Raw genomic sequence first — 17,547 nt, forward strand, 5'->3', positions numbered from 1 at the left:
CTAGGGCCGAAAGACCGGGGCTCAGGACGGCCTGCCGTCACCGGGCGCCGGTTCGGCGGGCCTGGGCGGATCGCCCGCGCCGGGCTCCTCGGGAGCGACCCGGTACGCGTCCAGGGCATCCAGCCCCGGCCGGAACCCGGAGCCGACGAAATCACCGAACAGGCGCCACATCGCGCGTTCCTCGTCGATCTGCTGCGGAAGCGCGAACCCGAGTGCGGTGGCCAGTGGCTGCCGGCCGAGGTTGACCATCGCCCGGACCGCGCCTGCCCACTCGTCGGTGGCCACCACGGCCAGGCGGTACCAGATCACCGTCAGCGGCAGCAGGCCGATCATCGTCGCCACGACCAGCCAGGGACGCACGGCGGCGCCGAGGGCGAGATCGATCCCGGCTGCCACGACGACGAGCAGGTGCCCGTAGAGCAGGCAGACGAAGAAGTCGACGCTCATCCGGGCGTCGTCGGTCTGTTTGCGCACCGGTTCGGGCACGGCGGCGTTGAGTTCGTGCCACAGCACCTGCGAGTCGAGCCGGTACCGGTCGTGCCCGTACTCCTCGAACCGCCGGATCGCGTTGCCGAGCCGGGTCGCGGCGACCTGCCGGTCGTCCACCGGGTACCGATGCAACCGCTCCTCCAGCACCGCGAACCAGACCGGGCCCCTGCGGAGATCCGCGGCGAGGTGGCGGCTGATGACCGGGTGCGCGCGGAAGGCGTCCAGCACGGACTTCTCGTCGCCGGTCAGGTGGCGTTCCCGCCGCACCAGGGACACGGCGTCGACGCGGTTGCGCACCAGGTGCTTGCGGGCCAGATGGCGCCGGCGACGAGCCTGGGCCAGGCGGCGGGGCCAGCCGAGATGGCCTTCGAGGACGCGGTAGAGCGGGATCTGCAGGGCCGCCAGGACCAGGCCGAGCACCGCGGTGGCGACCAGGCCGAAGATCGCGGCGCGAGCCGCCTCGGCGCCGGGCGCGTCGAACCGGCTCAGTTCCGGCACCACCACGAACCCGAAGATCAGCACGTTGATCAGGCTGGGCAGGATCCAGCCGACCAGCAGCCCGCGCCCACCGGCGAGGGCGCTCTGGAATATCCCGGTCACCGGCTACCCGCGCCGCCGCAGTGCGCGGCGGTACCACGGCTCGCGCACGTCGTCGTAGGGACCCGGGATCCCGGAATCCGAGCCGGCACGGGCCGAGCCCGGTGCCGGCGCCGTGTCCGCGATGGCCTCGGCCAACGGCAGTGCACGCTCGTACAACCCGTCCAGAAGGGCCTGCCGCCGCTGTTCGTCAGGATCTTCGTAGAACCGCGGGCCAGCCGAAGGGCGGGCGCCGATGCGTCCCGTCGGCCCGTCCGCGGACGTGGGCGTGGCCTTGGGCGTGGGCTTGGGCAGAGGCGGAGGTTCATCGAGACCGGCGACGGCGATGTCGAGTTGCTGCTTGGACAGGGTCAGCAGCGTCTCGACTCCCCTGCCGGTGTACGTGGCGAACGATGCGTGCGCGACCCGGGTGGCCTCCACGAACGCCGCGAACGCGACGCGCGGATGGTACGGGGCGATCCGCGGGTGTGCTCCGGCGCCGCGGCGCACCATGTCGGCCCACGCGGCCATGACCGGCGCCACCCGGACTTCCAGTTCGTCCACCACGGCCGTCATCGCGACCCGCGTGCCTTCCAGCCGTGGGTCGCCCGGCGTCAACCCGGTGCGAAAACCCGGATCGTCCCGCAGCCGGTCCAGTGCGCGGCCGAGGGCCTCGTGCACCGTCCGGACCACCCCCTCGGCCTTCTCCATGAGCCGACCGTACTGGCGCGACTACGGTGCGTCTGGCGAATGGCGCAAAAACTTCTCGGCCGGCTAGATCCCGCGGCCGGCGGCCTTGAGCCGGCCGATGGCGGCGGCGTCGCCGTCGAAGGTCACGTGGACGGCGTCCCGGCCGAAGACGAACAGCAGCAGCTCCACGGGGTCGCCGGTGACGGTGACCTGCTCGGCGCCGGTTCTGGCGGTGGCTTCGCGGCCGTCGGTGGTGCGCAGCGTGACGCCGACGGGTACGCGGCGCAGGTTGATCCTGGCCGCGGTCCGGGCGGCGCGCCACGCGGCGGCGTCGCGGGTGGCCTCGGCCGGGCGGGGTGCCCAGCCCGGACGGCCGCGGCGCACGTCCTCGTGGTGCACGAGGAACTCGGCGGTGTTGGTCAGCTCGTCGAGCCGGCCGATCGAGGTGGGCCAGTACCAGGCCGGCCCGCGGCGGACCCGGTCGACCAGCTCGGGCCACGGCTGCGCGGCGATCGCGTCCTGGACGCGCTGGGTGTGCCCGGCCAGCGGCGGCAGCAGGATGCCCAGGGCGGCGTCCGGACGGCTCTCCCGCACGACGAGGTGCGCGGCGAGGTCGCGGGTCAGCCACCCCTGGCACAGGGTGGGCGCGTCGGGCCCGGTCTCGTCCAGCAGGAGGCTCAGCAGACGACGTTCCTCAGCGGCGACACCCATGCGACCACCCTACCGGCCGGTAGGGGGTGAGGGGGCGCGCCGCGGCGGGGCACCAGGTGCACAGCGGGGGCCAGGGGCCCGGCAGCGGGGTGACCCTGCACGCCTCAGGCCCGCGGAGGCCGCGCAACCCCACCGGACGGAACGCGGCCGTGGCGGACCGCGTGCTGGCGGCCGCCGACCGGCGAGCTCTTCGTCCCTAGGCGCTCACCGCCTCCTCACCGGCGCCGACGATGTGGTCCACGAATCCGTAGGCGAGCGCCTCGTCGGCGTCGAACCAGCGGTCGCGGTCCGCGTCGGCCGTGATGCGTTCCACCGGCTGCCCCGTCTGGCGCGCCGTGATCTCCGCGAGGCGGCGCTTCATCCGCCCGAACACCTCCGCCTGGATCGCGATGTCCGTGGCCGCGCCGCCGATCCCGGCCGACGGCTGGTGCATCACCACCCGCGTGTTCGGCAGCAGATAGCGCTTTCCGGGCGTCCCGGAGGACAGCAGGAACTGGCCCATCGACGCCACGAACCCCAGTCCCCACGTGGAAACGTCCGGTTTGATCAGTCGCATCGTGTCGTAGATCGCCATTCCGGCGGTGACCGAACCGCCCGGCGAGTTGATGTAGAACGTGATGTCCTTGTGCGGATCCTCGGCCGCCAGCAGCAACAGCTGCGCGGTGATCCGGTTGGCGACCGCGTCAGTCACCTCCGTGCCGAGGAACACGATCCGGTCACGCAACAGCTGCCCGTACACCGAATCGTCCAAAGAGGCCGACGCGTTCGCCGACGGGAGCACTCGTAGAGTCATGCCCCGAACCTAGGCGGGACAAGGCAAGCACAACACCCGTGTTCGCCGTGAGCATGACGGTTTCGCCACCAGCGATCAACCCGCGTCGATCAACCCTCGCGAACAACGCCGCCTGCGTCCGCGACGGCAGCTGGAGCTTCGTCAGCACGTGGCTCACGTGCGTGCGCGGCGTGCGCTCGCTGATCGACAGCTTCGTCGCGATCTGCCGGTTGGACAACCCGCGCCCGACCAGCGCCAGGATCGTGCGTTCCCGCGCGGTGAGCGCCGCCAGGCCCATCGGCGGCGACACCAGCTGCCGCGTCAACCCGGCCGCCCCCGCCTGCAGCGCCGCGTGCACCCGCTCGGTCTCCCCGAAGCTCGTCAGCACCACCACCCGCACGCCCGGGTACTTCGCCGTGATCGCCTTCAAGGCGGTGATGCCGTTCAGCTCGGGCATCAGCACATCCATCAGCACCACCGGCGGCAGCGACCCCAGCGCGGCCAGCCGCGCCAGCTCGGCCAGCGCCCGGTCCCCGTCGACGGCCTCGCCGACCACCTCTATGCCCTCGGTGCTTTCCAGGTAGGCCGCGATCCCCCGCCGCACCACGGCGTGGTCGTCGGACACCAGCACCCCGATCACCGCGGGCACGGCATCCGCATGCGGACCCGGCACCCGGTGGCCGTGTCGCCGAACTCCATCGTCCCGCTCGTACCAGCCGGTGCCCAGGCCGAGTTCGACGCGGCCGCCGCTCATCTCGTCGACGCCGGCGACGATGGTGGCGAGGATGCCGGGCTGCCGGAACGTGGCGGCGCCGACCACCGCGCCGAGCCGCACCCGGCGGGTGTCGCGGGCCAGGCCGCCGAGGGTGGTCCAGCAGTCGGTGGGCCGGTAGCCGGCGTCGGCGGGGTCGACGCCGAGGAGGTGGTCGGAGCGGCCGGTGACCCCGGCGCCGAGTGCGGCGTTGACCGCGACCTGCCCGGCCTGCAGTCCCTTCGACATCCGCACGGCGCGGCCGAGGTCCCGCGTCCAGACGGAGGCGACCAGGCCGTAGCCGGTGCCGTTGGCCACCTCCAGAGCGTCCTCTTCGGACTCGACGGGGATGACCGACAGCGCCGGGCCGAAGATCTCCTCCTGCGCGATGCGCATGTCCGGGGCGACGTGGTCGAACAGCGTGGGCTCGACAAAGAACCCGCGGTCGAACCCGTCCGGGACGCCGCCGCCGAGGACCAGTTCGGCGCCCTCCTCCCGGCCCACGCGCACGTAGTCGAGAACGCGGGCGTGCTGCTTGGCGTTGATGAGCGTGATACCCATCGCGATCGCCGGGATGGCGGTGTCCAGGTCGGCGTCGGCGAAGACGATCTGCGGGGACTTGCCGCCGAGTTCCAGGTGCAGCGGCACGAGGTTGCGCGCGCAGGCGGCCATGACGAGCGAGCCGGTTTCCGGGGAGCCGGCGAAGCTCGTCCGCCGGATGCCGGGGTGCACGGGCAGGGCCGCGCCGGCTTCGCCGCCGTACCCGGTGACGACGTTGATCACGCCCGGCGGGATGCCCGCCTCGAGCGCGAGCCGGGCCAGCGCGAGCGGGGTGAGCGGCGCGTCCTCGGCCGGTTTGACGACGATGGTGTTGCCCGCGGCGATGGCGGCGCCGGCGTCGTTGACGAACATCGGGCCGGGCGCGTTCCACGGGATGATGCTGCCGACCACGCCGTAGGGCTCGCGCAGGGTCAGGCCGAGCACACCGGGACCGGCGGGCAGCGACACACCCTGGACCTTGTCGGCCTGGCCGGCGATGAAGGTGAGGATGCGCGCCAGCGGCGGCGGTCCCCAGTGCGGGCGGCCCACCTCGCGTGATTCGAGCCGGTCGATCTCGGTTTCGTGCTGCTCGATCAGCCGCACCCAGCGCAGGATCAGCGCGGCGCGCTCGGTGGCCGGGGTGTCGCGCCAGGCCGGGAAGGCTTCCGCCGCAGCGGTCACGGCGGCGTCGGCGTCGGCGGGTCCGCCGCGCGGGACCCGGGCGAGGACATCCCCGGTGGACGGGTCGAGCACGTCGATGCTGTCCCCGCCGGCCGCGGGAACCCAGTCGCCGCCGACGAGGTGGGTGTTCTCCGTGACCAGGGCCCCGGGGCCCGGGGCCCGGCAGAACAGTCGTCATAACCGCTCCTCGCTGTTGGTCCACCCGAGGATGCCAGGCCGCGGAAGAGCGGAGCGAGGCGTCTTTCGTGACGCGGAAAGGGTTCCCGGGCCGCCCGCCGTGGGGCGGCCCGGGCCGGGTCAGAGCTTGCCGCTGGTCCGGGCGAGGACGCCGGCGAGCAGGTCGTAGTCGACGTCCTGCCCCTCGGTGAAGTCGGCGGCCTTGCGGTCGCCGTTGCCCAGGGATCTCAGCACGCCCTTGACGGGTTCGACGTCGCCGGCCTCGAACACCATGAACGACACCTTGTTCCGCGCCACGTGGATCACCGCGGCGTGCTTGCCGTTCTTGAGGAAGTGCGGTTTGCCGTACTGCAGCTGTTCCCCGGCGTCCGGGATGGTGGCGTGCACCATCTCGCGCAGCTTGGTGCAGATCTCGGCCTGCCAGGGCAGCGTCTTCGCGATGTAGCCGGTGACTTCGTCGTTCACGATCTTCTCCTCCGGTGCGGTTCAGGACGTGGCCGTGGCGGGCCGGTAGGTGTGGACGACGGCGCCGGTGGTGAACGTCGTCGTGCCGAGCAGGTCGAGGCTCATGGCGCTGTCCTCGCGGAACAGCGGCTCGCCCTGGCCCTTGATGACCGGGCACACCCAGATCCGGTACTCGTCGAGAAGGCCGGCCGCCGCGAGCGTGTCGGTGAGCCGGCCGGCGCCCCAGATCAGGATGTCGGCGCCGTCCTGCTCCTTCAGCGCCGCGACGCGGGAGACGACGTCGTCACCGGGGATGACGACGGTCGGGTTCCAGGCCGACGTGTCGACCGGCTGCGACGCGACGACGTACTTGGTGATGCCGTTGACGTGGTCGGCGTAGGGGTTTCCGCCCATCTGCGGCCACGCTTGCGCCATGCCTTCGTAGGTGACGCGGCCCAGCAGTAGCGCGTCGGCGGCGGTGGTCATCGTGAAGGCGTAGGCCTGCGCTTCCTCGTTGGAGTACTGCAGGGACCACTCGTGCGGGTTGTCGATGAAGCCGTCGAGGGTGGCGTAGGTGGAGTTGATGACCTTGCGCACGGGTTGTCTCCTCATCGGTCGGCCCGGCGGAAGTCCCGCCAGACGGTGCTGTCCACGAAGTGGTTGTCGTAGCGGTCCTGCGCATCGAGGACGTGCGCCGGTTCGGCGTCGCCCCGGCGGACCCGGTCGAGGAGCCGGAAGTACCCGAACCGCTCGACACCGGGGGTGAACACGATCAGCAGGTCGGCGCCGGATCCCGGGGCCGCGCCGAACGCGTGGACGGTGCCCGGCGGCACGAACAGCAGGTCGCCTTCCCGCGCCGTGACGATCTCCTCGCCGACCAGGACCTCCAGGACACCGCCGAGGACGAAGAACGTCTCCGCCGAGGTGCGGTGGTAGTGGGGCGCGGCCCCGTCCTGTCCCTCGTCCAGCGTCGTGCGCGTGGCGCTCAGGAACCCTGCGGTCGAGGGCACGTCGGCAAGCAGCGAGACCGTGGCCGGCCCCGCGCCCAGGACTTCCGCCTCGTCTCGCCGTACCAGGAGTGGCGGAGCCTCCTGGTCGGTCAGTGGTGGTGTGCTCATGGCCTTATAGTCACACGGCTGATAGTAAGCTGTCAAACTATCTCGCGCCAAATAGCACGGCGTCGAATAGGACGGCGTCGGATAGTCTCGTCATCGAATAGACTGGGAGCCGTGAGTGAGACGAACGAACAGCCGGCCGACGCCGTCGACGCCGTGATCGAGGCGTGGCAGCGGGAACGACCGGACCTGGACCTCGACGCCATCGCCGTCGCCGGGCGGCTGGGCCGCGTGGGGCTCCTGCTGGGCCCGGCGCAGGAGACGGTCTTCACCTCGTTCGGGCTGCAGAGGGGCGAGTTCGACGTCCTCGCGGCGCTCCGGCGCTCCGGCGCTCCGTACACGCTGACGCCGTCGCAGTTGTCCGCGACCCTGATGCTGACCCGCGCGGGCATGACCAACCGGCTGGACCGGCTGGAGGCGGCCGGGCTCGTCGAGCGCACCCTCGACCCCGCGGACCGCCGCAGCTTCCGCGTCCGGCTCACCGACCAGGGCTACGCCACCGTGGACGACGCGATGACGGCACACACCGCCAACGTCACCCGGCTGCTGTCGGCGCTGGACCAGGAGCAGCTCGGCACCCTCGACGGGCTCCTGCGAATCCTGCTGCGCGCTCTCGAACTCTGAGGCCGGCACTCCCCGGGCGCGGCAACAGGCCGACGACGCGCGCGGGCGGTGCTCCTTTACTGGAGGCACCCGGTTCCGACGTCGAAGGTGGGTGCTCCCGTGGCAGGCACTCCACCCACCAGGGCCTCGATCCTGCTGGCCAGTTGCGTCGGGACGTCGATCGAGTGGTACGACTCCTACGTCTTCGGCAGCGCCTCGGCTCTGGTGTTCGGATCGCTGTTCTTCCCGTCGTTCTCCCCGCTGGCCGGGACGCTCGCCGCGTTCGGCACGTTCGCGGTGGGGTTCATCGCGCGGCCGCTCGGCGGTGCAGTGATCAGGCACTTCGGCGACCGGATCGGGCGCAAGTCGATGCTGGTGCTGACGCTCATGCTGGCCGGGCTCGCCACGTTCCTGATCGGCCTGCTGCCGACCTACGCCGCGATCGGGGTCGCGGCGCCGATCCTGCTGGTGTTCCTGCGGCTGGTGCAGGGGTTCGGCGTCGGCGGCGAGTGGGGTGGCGCGGTGCTGGTCGCCACCGAGCACGCCACGCCGCGGCAGCGCGCGGTGTACGGCAGCTTCGCGCAGTTCGGCGTGCCGATCGGGGTGCTGGCCTCGAACCTGGTGTTCCTGCTGGTGGTGGAGACCACCGGGGACGGGTTCGCCACCTGGGGCTGGCGGATCCCGTTCCTGGTCAGCGTCGCGCTGCTGGTAGTCGGGATGCTGGTGCGGCGCACGCTCACCGAGAGCCCCGAGTTCCAGAGGGTCCGCCAGCAGCGGCAGGTCAGCCGGGTGCCGGCGGCGACGCTGATCCGCGAGCGCCCGGGGACGCTGGTGCTGGCGAGCCTCGCCGCGATCGCGCCGCCCGCGGTGGGCTACACGGTGATGGTCCACATGCTCAGCTACGGCACCCAGGCCGCCGGGTTCGGGCGCAGCACGCTGCTGACGCTGATCCTCGCCTCCACGGTGCCGTGGATCGCCGGATCTACGTGGCGGCGCGGTGCGCGGACCGGTGGGGCAGCAAACGGGTGTACGCGCTGGGGCGCGGCCGCGGCGGTCGCGTGGGCGTTCCCGTTGTTCCTGCTCGTCGACACCGGCAGCGTGGGCGCGGCGCTGCTGTCGTTCCTGGTCGCCGGGATCGTGCAGGCGATCATGGCCGGGGCGCAGGGCGCGTTGTTCACCGAGATCTTCCCGGTGCGGATGCGGTTCAGCGGCGCGTCGATCGCCTACCAGATGGGCGGCCTGGTGGGCGGCGCGGTGACACCCGGCCGCGACGGGCCTCTACGGCGCCTACCACTCCCCGCCGCCGATCGCGCTCTACCTGGGACTGTTGTGCGCGGTGAGCCTGGTGGCGGTGCTGGTGCTGCCGGTGCCGGGCCGCGTCGCGGCGCCCGCGCCGGTCGGGAGCGCGAGATGACCACCGCGGCGGGCCGGGTGCTGGCCGTGCTGTCCGCGTTCGGGCCGCGGCACCGGTCGCTGTCGCTGGGCGACATCGCGCGCCGGGCCGGGCTGACCTTGCCGACGGCACACCGGCTGGCGGGCGAGCTGGTGTCGTGGGGCGGTCTGGAACGGGACCCGGCGGGCCGGTACTCGGTGGGACTGCGGTTGCTGGAACTGGCCGCGCTGGCCCCGCGCGAGCTGCAACTGCGGGAAGCGGCGTTCCCGTTCCTGGACGACCTGCACTCCCTGACTCGCGGGAACGTGCACCTGGCCGTGCGGGACGGGCGCGAGGTGGTCTACGTGGAGACCCTGCGGGCGCGGGCCGCCGCGACCAACAGCCGGGTGGGCGACCGGTGGCCGATGCACGCCACCGGCACCGGGCTGGTGCTGCTGGCCCACGCCGAGCCCGCGTTCCAGGCCGAAGGTGCTGCGGTCGCCGCTGGCGCGGTACACGCGGTACACGATCACCGATCCCGGGGAGCTGCGGCGGCAGCTGGCGTTCATCCGCCGGTCTGGGGTGGCCGTCGCGCGGCGCACGATCACGCCGGACGAGCTGGTGGTGGCCGCACCCGTGCGGGACCCGTCGGGCCGGGTCGCCGCGGCGATCAGCGCGGTGGTGCGGGTGGCCGGGGCGCGGCCGCGCGAGCTGGCGCGCCTGCTGTCGGCCACGTCGCGGTCGTTGTCGCAGCGGCTGGCGGGACCCGCGCGGGTGATGGCGGAATCCTCTGGCGCGCGACCGGCCCGCCGGGTTACACCGGCTGTGTGCACTTCCGGCCGCTGACGGAGCCCGCGCAGCACAGGCTGCGGGGCACGGCCGAGCGCGGCCGCACGATCGTGGCGGTGGACGAGGGCGAGATCGTCGGCGGTGTGACAGTCGTGTCGCGGGAGCTGACGGTGCCCGGGGCGGTGGTGCCGGTCGCCGAGGTGGTGGCGGTCTCCCCCGCGCAGGACTGGCTGCTGGCGGAGTTGCTGGGACGGCAGCTGACCGAGTTGTACGAGTCGGGCGAGACGATCGCGTCGGGCGCTGGGAGCTGCGCGCGGTTCGGGTTCGGGCCAGCGGCGCGAGCGGTGCGGCTGCACGCGCGCGGCGTGCTCCGGCCGGACGCGGACCTGGGGGCGGGCCGGATCCGGCTGCTGGACGGATCGTCGGCAGGGGCGTTGCTCGAACCGGTGTACGACGCGGTGCGGCCGAGGTCGGTGGGCTGGACTTCGCGGCCGCCGCGGTTCTGGGACACGCTGCTCACGTCGGCCGCGGTGCACGACTCGCCGGAGGGCGAGGTGACCGGCTACGCGCTCTACCGCAGGGGCGACGCGGGCGCGCTGCGGGTCGCCGAGGGTGGTCGCGACGACGGACCAGGCTCACGCGGCGCTGTGGCGGTTCCTGCTGGCGGGCCCTCGCCGGGTGTCGGCGCTGGTGCCGGTGGATTCACCGCTGCCGCGCGGGCAGCTCGCGCCGGTGGACAACCTGTGGGTGCGGCTGGTCGACGTGGAGCGCGCACTGGCCGTGCGCCGGTACGCCACGCCGCTGAACGTGGTGCTGTCCGTGTGCGACTCGTTCTGCCCGTGGAACTCCGGCCGGTACCGGCTGACCGCGGACGGCGCCCGGGTGACGTGCTCGCGGACCACGGCCCCGGCCGAGTTGTGCGTGCGCGCGACCGACCTCGGCGCGGCCTACCTGGGCGGCCCGTCTCTGGCGACGCTCGCCGAGACGAGCCGGGTGACCGAGCTACGGGCGGGCGCACTGGCCCGGACTTCGGCCGCGTTCCGCGGCGAGCACGAGCCGTTCCACCCCGCGGCCTCCTGAGCGGGCAGCACGTTCCGATGCGCAGGTGAGCGCGCTCCGTCCGGGGTGACCGGAACAGGTCACGGGCCACCGCGGCAGGACCACCACCCCCGAGACTGCTCACCACGGACGAGCGGCAGCGAGGTGGTCGGGAATGGCCGGGTCACCAGGAAGCGGCGGCGCTCCCCCGGCGGACTCCGGTGGAGCCGCGCCCGCGGCACCAGCGTCATCGGATCCGGCTCCGTCCGCGGACCAGCCCGCGAAGGGCTCACCGTCCGGGGAGCAGCCGTCCGGTGAGAACCGCGCGGGTGAAACGCAAGGGGAGGCCCCCGCCGACGAACGGTCCACATCGGACCGATTCCCCGATGGTGCGGGCCCGGAAGCGCGGCAGCAGGAGGACTCCGGACGGACAGCGGAGCGGGAGGCCACCGACGGCCGGCGCGATCCGAGCACGACGGAGCCGGCGCAGAGTGACTTCACGCGGGAAGTGGAGTCACTCGCACCGACCCCTGCCCGGCCGGACGGAATCCACGAGGCCGGCGAGGCGTGGAGCCGGGCCGGTGAGGACACCCAGCCCGCGCGGGACGAAGCGCACCGGTTCGCCGGCCACACCGGCCAGGAGTGGCGTGGCGAGCCGGCCGAGGCGGCGCGGGAACGCGCCCGGACGTCGGCCGCGGACGCGCAGGCGGCGGGCGACGACGCCCGGGCCCTCACCCGGTTCGCCACGGCGAGCGGCAACGAGATCTCCAGCGCCCGGCAGGACACGGCGGCCAACACCGCCCGCGCCGACGCCGACGACCAGCTCGGCAAAACCCTGCTGTCCCCGGAGGAAAGCGAAGTCGTCACCCGCAACCTCGTCGCCACGACCGCCGAGCAGAACCAGAACAGGTACGCCGTGGCGGCGGCGAACATCAAGACGATGGGCGACGACCTGAGGGGCGCCGAGGTCGCGAATCCGGGCAAGACGCCGAAGACGCCCGGCGCGCCGGGCTCGACCGGGAGCAAGGGTGACGTGCCGGAGGCGGAAAACCTTCGCGCGCTCGGCAACCTCGCGAGCTTGGCCGGACGGACACTGGACGATGTCGCCGAGACCGGTGTCGAGACCGCGGCCCGCGCCGTGGACGCCGCCTCGGAATGGCTCGCCAGCGTGACCGGCAACGACCAGCTGGAAGCAGTCGGCAAAGCGCTCACCCCGGACACCGTGGATTTCCTGGGCAACCACGCGGGCGACGCCGTGCTCAACGCGAGCTCGCAGGCGCGCAACGAGCTGCACCACACCGCCCAGGCCCTGGACGGCAAGAAATCGCCGGTCGAGGTGTACCTGGACCGGGACCGGCACAAGGACAGCCTGCAACACATCCGGGAGTCGCAGCGGGGCCAGATCTGGTCCGGCGACACCTACGTGATGAGCCGGTCCACCCCGGAGGTGCTCACGGTCGACAAGAACGCCGCCGAAAAGGAAGCCCGCCGGGACGAGGCGATGCAGGGTATCCCGTACGGCCGGGACGTCGGACTGCCGGGTCATGACCGGGACGAGTTCCCGCCCGCCATGAGCGTGGAGGGCGGCAGGCGTCACGACGACTGGGACCCGAGCGTCAAGCTCATCCCGTCCCGCGACAACCGCTCCGCCGGTGCCACCATGGGAGGCCAGACGAAGAACCTCGACCCCGGCGACACCTTCGTGATCAGGGAGACCGACTGACATGCGCACCCATCCCGCCTTCGACGAGCTGCTCCGGGCCGGCCGCCACCCCCTCGGCGCCGCGGTGCGCGCCGACCTCGGCGCCGCCCACGGGCCGGTGGGCGAACTCGCGGACCTGCTGAGCCGGGTCAACGGGTTCACGCTCGCCAACGCCGGTGCTCAGGTCTTCCGCGTCGGCCCGGAGGGGCTCGGCCCGGAGCTGATCCGGTGGAACGCACCGGAAACGTGGAAGGACACCTACTCCGGCCTCGCCGACGGCCTGCTGTGCTTCGGCCAGGACCTCTTCGGAGTGCAGTTCGCGATCGAGGACAACGCCCGGGTCGTCACCTTCGACCCGGAGACCGGGCACCGCGAGTTCCTCAGCGACACCCTGTCCGGCTGGACCGAATGGCTCGCCTCCGACGCCGACGCACACGCCGCGCGCGCCTTCGCCACCCGCTGGCAGCGCGTCCACGGCGCCCTCGACTACGACGAACGGCTGATCCCGCTGCGGTTCTTCGTACTCGGCGGCGAGTACGACGACGACAACCTCGTCGCCAAGGACGCGGTCACCTGCATGCGCATCCGCGGACCGATCGCGCGGCAGCTGCATGACGTGCCCGACGGGACCCCGGTCCGCCTGAGCTCCGGCTGACACCGTCCACCCGTGCCGTGCCGGTCAGCCGGCCGCCGGATCGTGCCAGAAGGCCTCGCTCAGCCGGTCGATCGTGTTCTGCATCTGGTTCAGCGCCTCGGGGATCTGCGCGCGGCCGAACCGGGTGCGCGGGCCGTTCAGCGTCAGGATCGCCACCAGGGTTCCGCTCGCGTCGCGGATGGGGCGGGACAACGACAGCAGCTCGGGTTCCAGCTCGTTGTCGATGATGGCGAAGCCCTGTTCGCGGACCTGTTCCAGCTCCCGCAACAGGACCGCCCGGTCGGTGATGGTGTGCGGCGTGTAGGCCTCGAGCTTCTCCGGCAGCAGCGCCGGCAAACGCTCGGGTGGCTGCTCGGCCAGCAGCACCTTGCCGGTCGAGCTGGCGTGCAGCGGATAACGCTGCCCGATCATGTTGCGGCCGAGGACACCCAGCACGTGCGAGCCGGCGGCCTCCGCCACCAGGTCCAGCCCGCCCTCGGCGTTCGGCACCGACAGGGTCACCGACTCGTTGAACTTGTCCGCCAGCTCCTGCAGCAACGGCTGGGCCCGCGCCACCAGGCCGGCGTGCGGGTCGGCGCGGCGGCCGAGCCGGGCCAGCTCCCAGCCGAGGATGTAGTTGTTGTCGATCCGGTCGACGAGCCCCTCCTGCTCCAGGCTGAGCAGCAGACGGAACGCGGTGGGCCTGCTCAGGCCGGCGGCTTTCGCGAGCACGGTGGCGGTGGCACCGGTGCGCGGTTGAGCCGCCAGTTCGCGCAGCAGGCGCACCGCCTTCGCGACCGACTTGTTGGTCAGCTCCGTCTGCTCGTCCCCCATCGCCCCTCCTCGTCACGCGTTCAGAGAACACCCAGGGTGTTCAGTATACGAACGCGCGCGGACGAGGTTACGGGCGGTGCGGCGCCGAGGTCTCGCTCAACGGCCTGCCCATCGTCTCCGGCGCGAGGACCTGGGAGACCACCGCGCCGACGACGCAGACCCCGGCCGCGATGAGCATGGTCGGCCCGGCCCCCAGGTTGTGCATCGACCACGGGAGCAGGAACGTGCCGACGCCGGCGCCGATCCGGCTGAACGCGGTCGCGAACCCGGTGCCGACACCGCGGATCTCGGTGGGGAAGATCTCGCCCGGGTAGACGCCGGTCAGCGCCGTGCACATGGCGTTGGCGAAGGCGAAAACCAGGAAGCAGACCAGCACCACACCGGCCGGCGCCCCGGGCCACGACCCGATGACCACCAGGACCACGGCGGCCACCCACTGCTGCGGGATCGTGAGCTTGCGCCGCCCGATCCGGTCGATCAGCAGCAGGGAGACCAAGACGCCGAGCAGGGCGAGCCCGTTGACGCCGAGTGCGCCGACCAGCCCGTCGCCGAGACCGTAGTCGGCCAGCACGCTGGCGGCGAAGGTCGCGATGGCGAAGTACGGCGCGACGGCGCAGAACCAGAACACCGAGATGAAGGTCGTCGCGCGCCAGTAGTCGCGGGAGAACAGCATCCCGAGCGCACCGCGGCGGGGCCGCCCGTCACCCGGGTCGAGCGCGTCCTCCGGCTCCTCCAGGTAGGTGTGCGCGATCCGGTGGGCCTCCTCCACACGGCCCTGGTTCATCAGCCAGCGGGGCGATTCGGGCAGCCCGAACCGGACCACGAACAGGATCACGGCGGGCACGGTGCTGGTGCCCAGCACGATCCGCCAGTCCACGGAGAACACCGCGACCAGGACGTAGGCCACGGCGGAGGCCAGCATGAACCCGACGTACCAGAACACCTCGGACAGCGACATCAGCCTGCCCCGCAAGCGGGCGGGCGCGAACTCCGCGAGCAGCGGCCAGCCCACCGAGTACTCGGCGCCGATCGCGACGCCCATCAGCAGCCGCACGAAGAACAGCTGCCAGGCCGAGTCGACGAAGAACTGCAGCACCGAGCCGATGATGAACAGGGCCAGGTCCAGGGTGAACATGGGCTTGCGCCCGAGCTTGTCGGCGAGCCACCCGCCGAGCGGCCCGCCGAAGAAGATGCCGATCAGGGCGGCCGCGCCGGTGAGGCCCTCCATGAACAGCGACATACCGAGCTCGTCGTTGACCGCGCCGATGGCGTTGCCGACGATGCCCAGGATGTAGCCGTCGATGAACATGCCGCCGACCGTGGCTGCGGTCAGCTTGGCGAGGAAGCGTCGTTTGGCGGTCCGGGTCTTCTCGGTTTCCCCGACGTCACCGGGGTTGTGGGTCGTGGTCATCGTTGATCACTTCCTTGCGGTGGGGGTTACGCGACGTCGAACTCGACGGTTCCGAGGCCGTCGAAGGTGCCCGACCAGTGGCCGGCCTCGCGCATCGGCACGGCTTCCAGACAGCTTCCGGGGAGGATCACCTCCCCCGGGGCGAACGCGACATCGTAGGCGGCGAGCCGGTTGCACAGCCAGGCGGTCGCGGCCAGCGGGTTGCCCAGGATGTTGCCCGTGTTCCCGGACATGACCGGGCGGCCGGCGAAGTGCAGCACGCCCGGTGTGTCGCGCAAGGTCAGGTCGGTCAGGCACCGCGGTGTGCCGCCGAGGACGACCGCGCCGGTGGATCCGTTGTCCGCCAGGGTGTCCGGCAGGTCGATGGCCCAGTTCTCGACGCGGGAGTCGATGATCTCGATCGCGGGCAGGACGTAATCGACCGCGGTGATGACCTCGGCGACGGTGGCGTTGGGCCCGCGCAGGTGGCCCTTGAGGACGAACGCCGGTTCCAGCTCCACGAACGGCGCGATGAACCGGCTCCGGTCGATCGTGGTGCCCTCGCAGGCGAAGGTGCTCGCCAGCAGGTGGCCGTAGTCGGGCTGATCGAGGCCGAACGCGTCCTGCATGGCCTTGGCGATGTTGCCCAGCTTGTAGCCCACCACGCGGTCCCCTTCGGCGACCGCGGCTTCGGCGCCCATGCGCTGGACGGCGAAGGCGCTGTCGGCGTCGAGGTCCGGCCAGGTCTTCGTCGGCGCCGGGATCGCTTCGCGGTTGTTCCGCGCGGTGCGCAGGGCGATGGCGACGTCGCGGAGTTCGGAGGTCTGCATCAGTGGCTCAGCTCCAGCGTGCGTGCCCGGTGGGCGAAGGCGTGCCCGGGGTGGTCGTCGCGGAGCCGGACGGTACCGGGCCCGTAGAGCTTCTCCCGCAGGGTGCTGCCTTCGTACTCGGTCCACATCGCACCGCGGCGCTGCAGTTCGGGGACGACGAGCTCGATGAAGTCGGCGATGTCGGCGTGTTTCACGGCGTGCCCGAGGTTGAACCCGTCGACGCCGGTTTCGTCCATCCAGCGGATCAGCTCGGCGGCCACGGTGGCCGGGGACCCGACGATGGTGGGGCCGGTGCCACCGATGCCGATGAACTCGGCGATGTCGCGCGGTGTCCACTCCTTGTCCGGGTCCATCTTGGAGAAGAGGTCGACCATGGTCTGCCCGGCGTTGGTCTTGACGTGCCGCAGCGGCACGTCGGGGTCGAACTGGGCCATGTCCAGGCCGGTCCAGCCGCTGTAGCGGGCCATCGCGCCGGAGTAGCTCACCAGGCGGCGGTAGGACTCGTACTTCTCCTGGGCGGCTTCGTCGGTGGGGGCGACCACGACGTTGAGCATCTGCAGCACCTTGACGCTGCCCGGATCCCGGCCGGTTTCGGCGGCTAGGCCCCGCACCGCGCCGACCTGCCGTGTGAGGGCGGGCATCGACACGGCGTTGACGAAGACCGCTTCCGCGTGCGCCGCGGCGAGCGCCCGTCCCTTGGACGAGCCGCCGGCCTGGAAGATGACCGGGGTGCGCTGGGGCGACGGTTCGCACAGCGCGATGCCGGGCACGGTGAAGTACTTGCCGTGGTGGCCGATCTCGTGCACGCGGGCGGGGTCGGCATAGACCCCGGTGGCCCGGTCGCGGACGACTGCGTCGTCCTGCCACGAGGCCTCCCACAGCTTGTAACAGACCTCCAGGTACTCGGCGGCCATGTCGTAGCGCTCGTCGTGCGGGACCTGCTGTCCGGTGCCCAGGTTGCGGGCGGCGCTGTCGGCGTAGGAGGTCACCAGGTTCCACCCGACGCGGCCGCGGGTGAGGTGGTCCAGCGTGGTGAACCGGCGCGCCAGCGCGTAGGGGTGCTCGTAGGAGGTCGAGCCGGTCAGGCCGAACCCGAGGTGCTCGGTGACGCTCGCCATCGCCGAGACCACGAGGAACGGGTCGTTGGCGGGGATCTGCGCGGCGTCGGCGAGAGCGGCGGCGACGCTGCCCTGGTACACGTCGTGGTATCCGACGTTGTCCGCGAAGAAGATCCCGTCGAACCGGCCCTCCTCCAGCAGCTTCGCGTAGTCCGTCCAGTAGCGCAGGTCCGTGTAGCCGGCGCTGCGATCCCGCTCGTGGCGCCACAGGCCCGCCGAGAGGTGCGCGGGGCCCTGGAAATCGAAGGCGAACAAGCGCATCCGCCGAGACGTCATCGTCGTGCTCCTTCT

General features: G+C 72.1%; 17 protein-coding genes and 3 pseudogenes. 8 read left to right on the forward strand and 12 right to left on the reverse strand.

The window, feature by feature from the left end:
• Positions 1-21: 21 nt before the first annotated feature.
• From L1857_RS21980 to L1857_RS22015, 8 genes are all read right to left on the reverse strand, one after another.
• Positions 22-1,089 carry a hypothetical protein gene (locus L1857_RS21980; RefSeq protein ID WP_240323404.1) on the reverse strand — a complete coding sequence of 356 codons (1,068 nt, stop codon included), beginning with the start codon at positions 1,087-1,089 and terminating at the stop codon, positions 22-24.
• Between the two features lie 3 nt (positions 1,090-1,092).
• Positions 1,093-1,776, reverse strand: coding sequence for a hypothetical protein (locus L1857_RS21985; RefSeq protein WP_116114166.1), 684 nt, complete (start codon positions 1,774-1,776; stop codon positions 1,093-1,095).
• A 63-nt stretch (positions 1,777-1,839) separates the two neighbouring features.
• Positions 1,840-2,466 (reverse strand): TIGR03085 family metal-binding protein, encoded by a 627-nt coding sequence (locus L1857_RS21990; protein ID WP_094002621.1) that lies wholly within the window; start codon positions 2,464-2,466, stop codon positions 1,840-1,842.
• 196 nt (positions 2,467-2,662) lie between these two features.
• Positions 2,663-3,259, reverse strand: coding sequence for a ClpP family protease (locus tag L1857_RS21995; protein ID WP_094002620.1), 597 nt, complete (start codon positions 3,257-3,259; stop codon positions 2,663-2,665).
• Positions 3,183-5,282 (reverse strand): aldehyde dehydrogenase family protein, encoded by a 2,100-nt coding sequence (locus L1857_RS22000; protein ID WP_116110545.1) that lies wholly within the window; start codon positions 5,280-5,282, stop codon positions 3,183-3,185. The genes L1857_RS21995 and L1857_RS22000 overlap by 77 nt, the downstream gene beginning before the upstream one ends.
• A gap of 225 nt (positions 5,283-5,507) precedes the next feature.
• On the reverse strand, positions 5,508-5,852 hold the full coding sequence (locus L1857_RS22005; RefSeq protein WP_094002618.1) for a DUF1801 domain-containing protein: 345 nt from the start codon (positions 5,850-5,852) through the stop codon (positions 5,508-5,510).
• A 21-nt stretch (positions 5,853-5,873) separates the two neighbouring features.
• The gene (locus L1857_RS22010; protein WP_094002617.1) at positions 5,874-6,428 is read right to left on the reverse strand and encodes a dihydrofolate reductase family protein; all 555 of its coding nucleotides are present in this window, start codon (positions 6,426-6,428) and stop codon (positions 5,874-5,876) included.
• 11 nt (positions 6,429-6,439) lie between these two features.
• Positions 6,440-6,949: a cupin domain-containing protein gene (locus tag L1857_RS22015; protein ID WP_094002616.1), complete on the reverse strand. Its 510-nt coding sequence runs from the start codon at positions 6,947-6,949 to the stop codon at positions 6,440-6,442.
• A gap of 111 nt (positions 6,950-7,060) precedes the next feature.
• Between L1857_RS22015 and L1857_RS22020 the strand changes: the two genes are divergently transcribed.
• The 8 genes and pseudogenes from L1857_RS22020 to L1857_RS22045 all read left to right on the forward strand — a co-directional run bounded on the left by L1857_RS22020 (position 7,061) and on the right by L1857_RS22045 (position 13,105).
• On the forward strand, positions 7,061-7,570 hold the full coding sequence (locus L1857_RS22020) for a MarR family winged helix-turn-helix transcriptional regulator (protein WP_094002615.1): 510 nt from the start codon (positions 7,061-7,063) through the stop codon (positions 7,568-7,570).
• A 99-nt stretch (positions 7,571-7,669) separates the two neighbouring features.
• Positions 7,670-8,752: pseudogene (locus L1857_RS22025) on the forward strand (MFS transporter); the annotation flags it as partial.
• A gap of 207 nt (positions 8,753-8,959) precedes the next feature.
• Positions 8,960-9,337: pseudogene (locus L1857_RS35745) on the forward strand (helix-turn-helix domain-containing protein); the annotation flags it as partial.
• Between the two features lie 73 nt (positions 9,338-9,410).
• A complete protein-coding gene (locus tag L1857_RS35615) occupies positions 9,411-9,767 on the forward strand; it encodes an IclR family transcriptional regulator domain-containing protein (protein WP_346009481.1) in 357 nt (118 codons plus the stop codon).
• Between the two features lie 23 nt (positions 9,768-9,790).
• Positions 9,791-10,027: pseudogene (locus tag L1857_RS35750) on the forward strand (GNAT family N-acetyltransferase); the annotation flags it as partial.
• Positions 10,028-10,529: 502 nt separating this feature from the next.
• Positions 10,530-10,790, forward strand: a complete 261-nt coding sequence (locus L1857_RS35755; RefSeq protein ID WP_429728399.1) for a sterol carrier protein domain-containing protein — start codon at positions 10,530-10,532, stop codon at positions 10,788-10,790.
• A 466-nt stretch (positions 10,791-11,256) separates the two neighbouring features.
• Positions 11,257-12,471 (forward strand): NucA/NucB deoxyribonuclease domain-containing protein, encoded by a 1,215-nt coding sequence (locus tag L1857_RS22040; protein ID WP_116110547.1) that lies wholly within the window; start codon positions 11,257-11,259, stop codon positions 12,469-12,471.
• A gap of 1 nt (position 12,472) precedes the next feature.
• Positions 12,473-13,105 carry an SMI1/KNR4 family protein gene (locus tag L1857_RS22045; protein ID WP_094002612.1) on the forward strand — a complete coding sequence of 211 codons (633 nt, stop codon included), beginning with the start codon at positions 12,473-12,475 and terminating at the stop codon, positions 13,103-13,105.
• 24 nt (positions 13,106-13,129) lie between these two features.
• On the opposite strand, the gene L1857_RS22050 is transcribed toward L1857_RS22045, so the two are convergent.
• The 4 genes from L1857_RS22050 to L1857_RS22065 form a co-directional block, all read right to left on the reverse strand.
• Entirely contained in the window at positions 13,130-13,918 is a 789-nt protein-coding gene (locus L1857_RS22050) for an IclR family transcriptional regulator (protein ID WP_094002611.1), read from the reverse strand.
• Between the two features lie 67 nt (positions 13,919-13,985).
• Positions 13,986-15,329 (reverse strand): MFS transporter, encoded by a 1,344-nt coding sequence (locus L1857_RS22055; RefSeq protein WP_094002610.1) that lies wholly within the window; start codon positions 15,327-15,329, stop codon positions 13,986-13,988.
• Between the two features lie 26 nt (positions 15,330-15,355).
• Entirely contained in the window at positions 15,356-16,138 is a 783-nt protein-coding gene (locus tag L1857_RS22060; protein WP_094002609.1) for a 2-keto-4-pentenoate hydratase, read from the reverse strand.
• Entirely contained in the window at positions 16,138-17,532 is a 1,395-nt protein-coding gene (locus tag L1857_RS22065; protein WP_094002608.1) for an LLM class flavin-dependent oxidoreductase, read from the reverse strand. The genes L1857_RS22060 and L1857_RS22065 overlap by 1 nt, the downstream gene beginning before the upstream one ends.
• Positions 17,533-17,547 lie beyond the last annotated feature (15 nt).

Origin of the sequence: Amycolatopsis thermalba (assembly GCF_023376025.1) — a bacterium.
In the GTDB taxonomy this organism is placed as follows: domain Bacteria; phylum Actinomycetota; class Actinomycetes; order Mycobacteriales; family Pseudonocardiaceae; genus Amycolatopsis_E; species Amycolatopsis_E thermalba.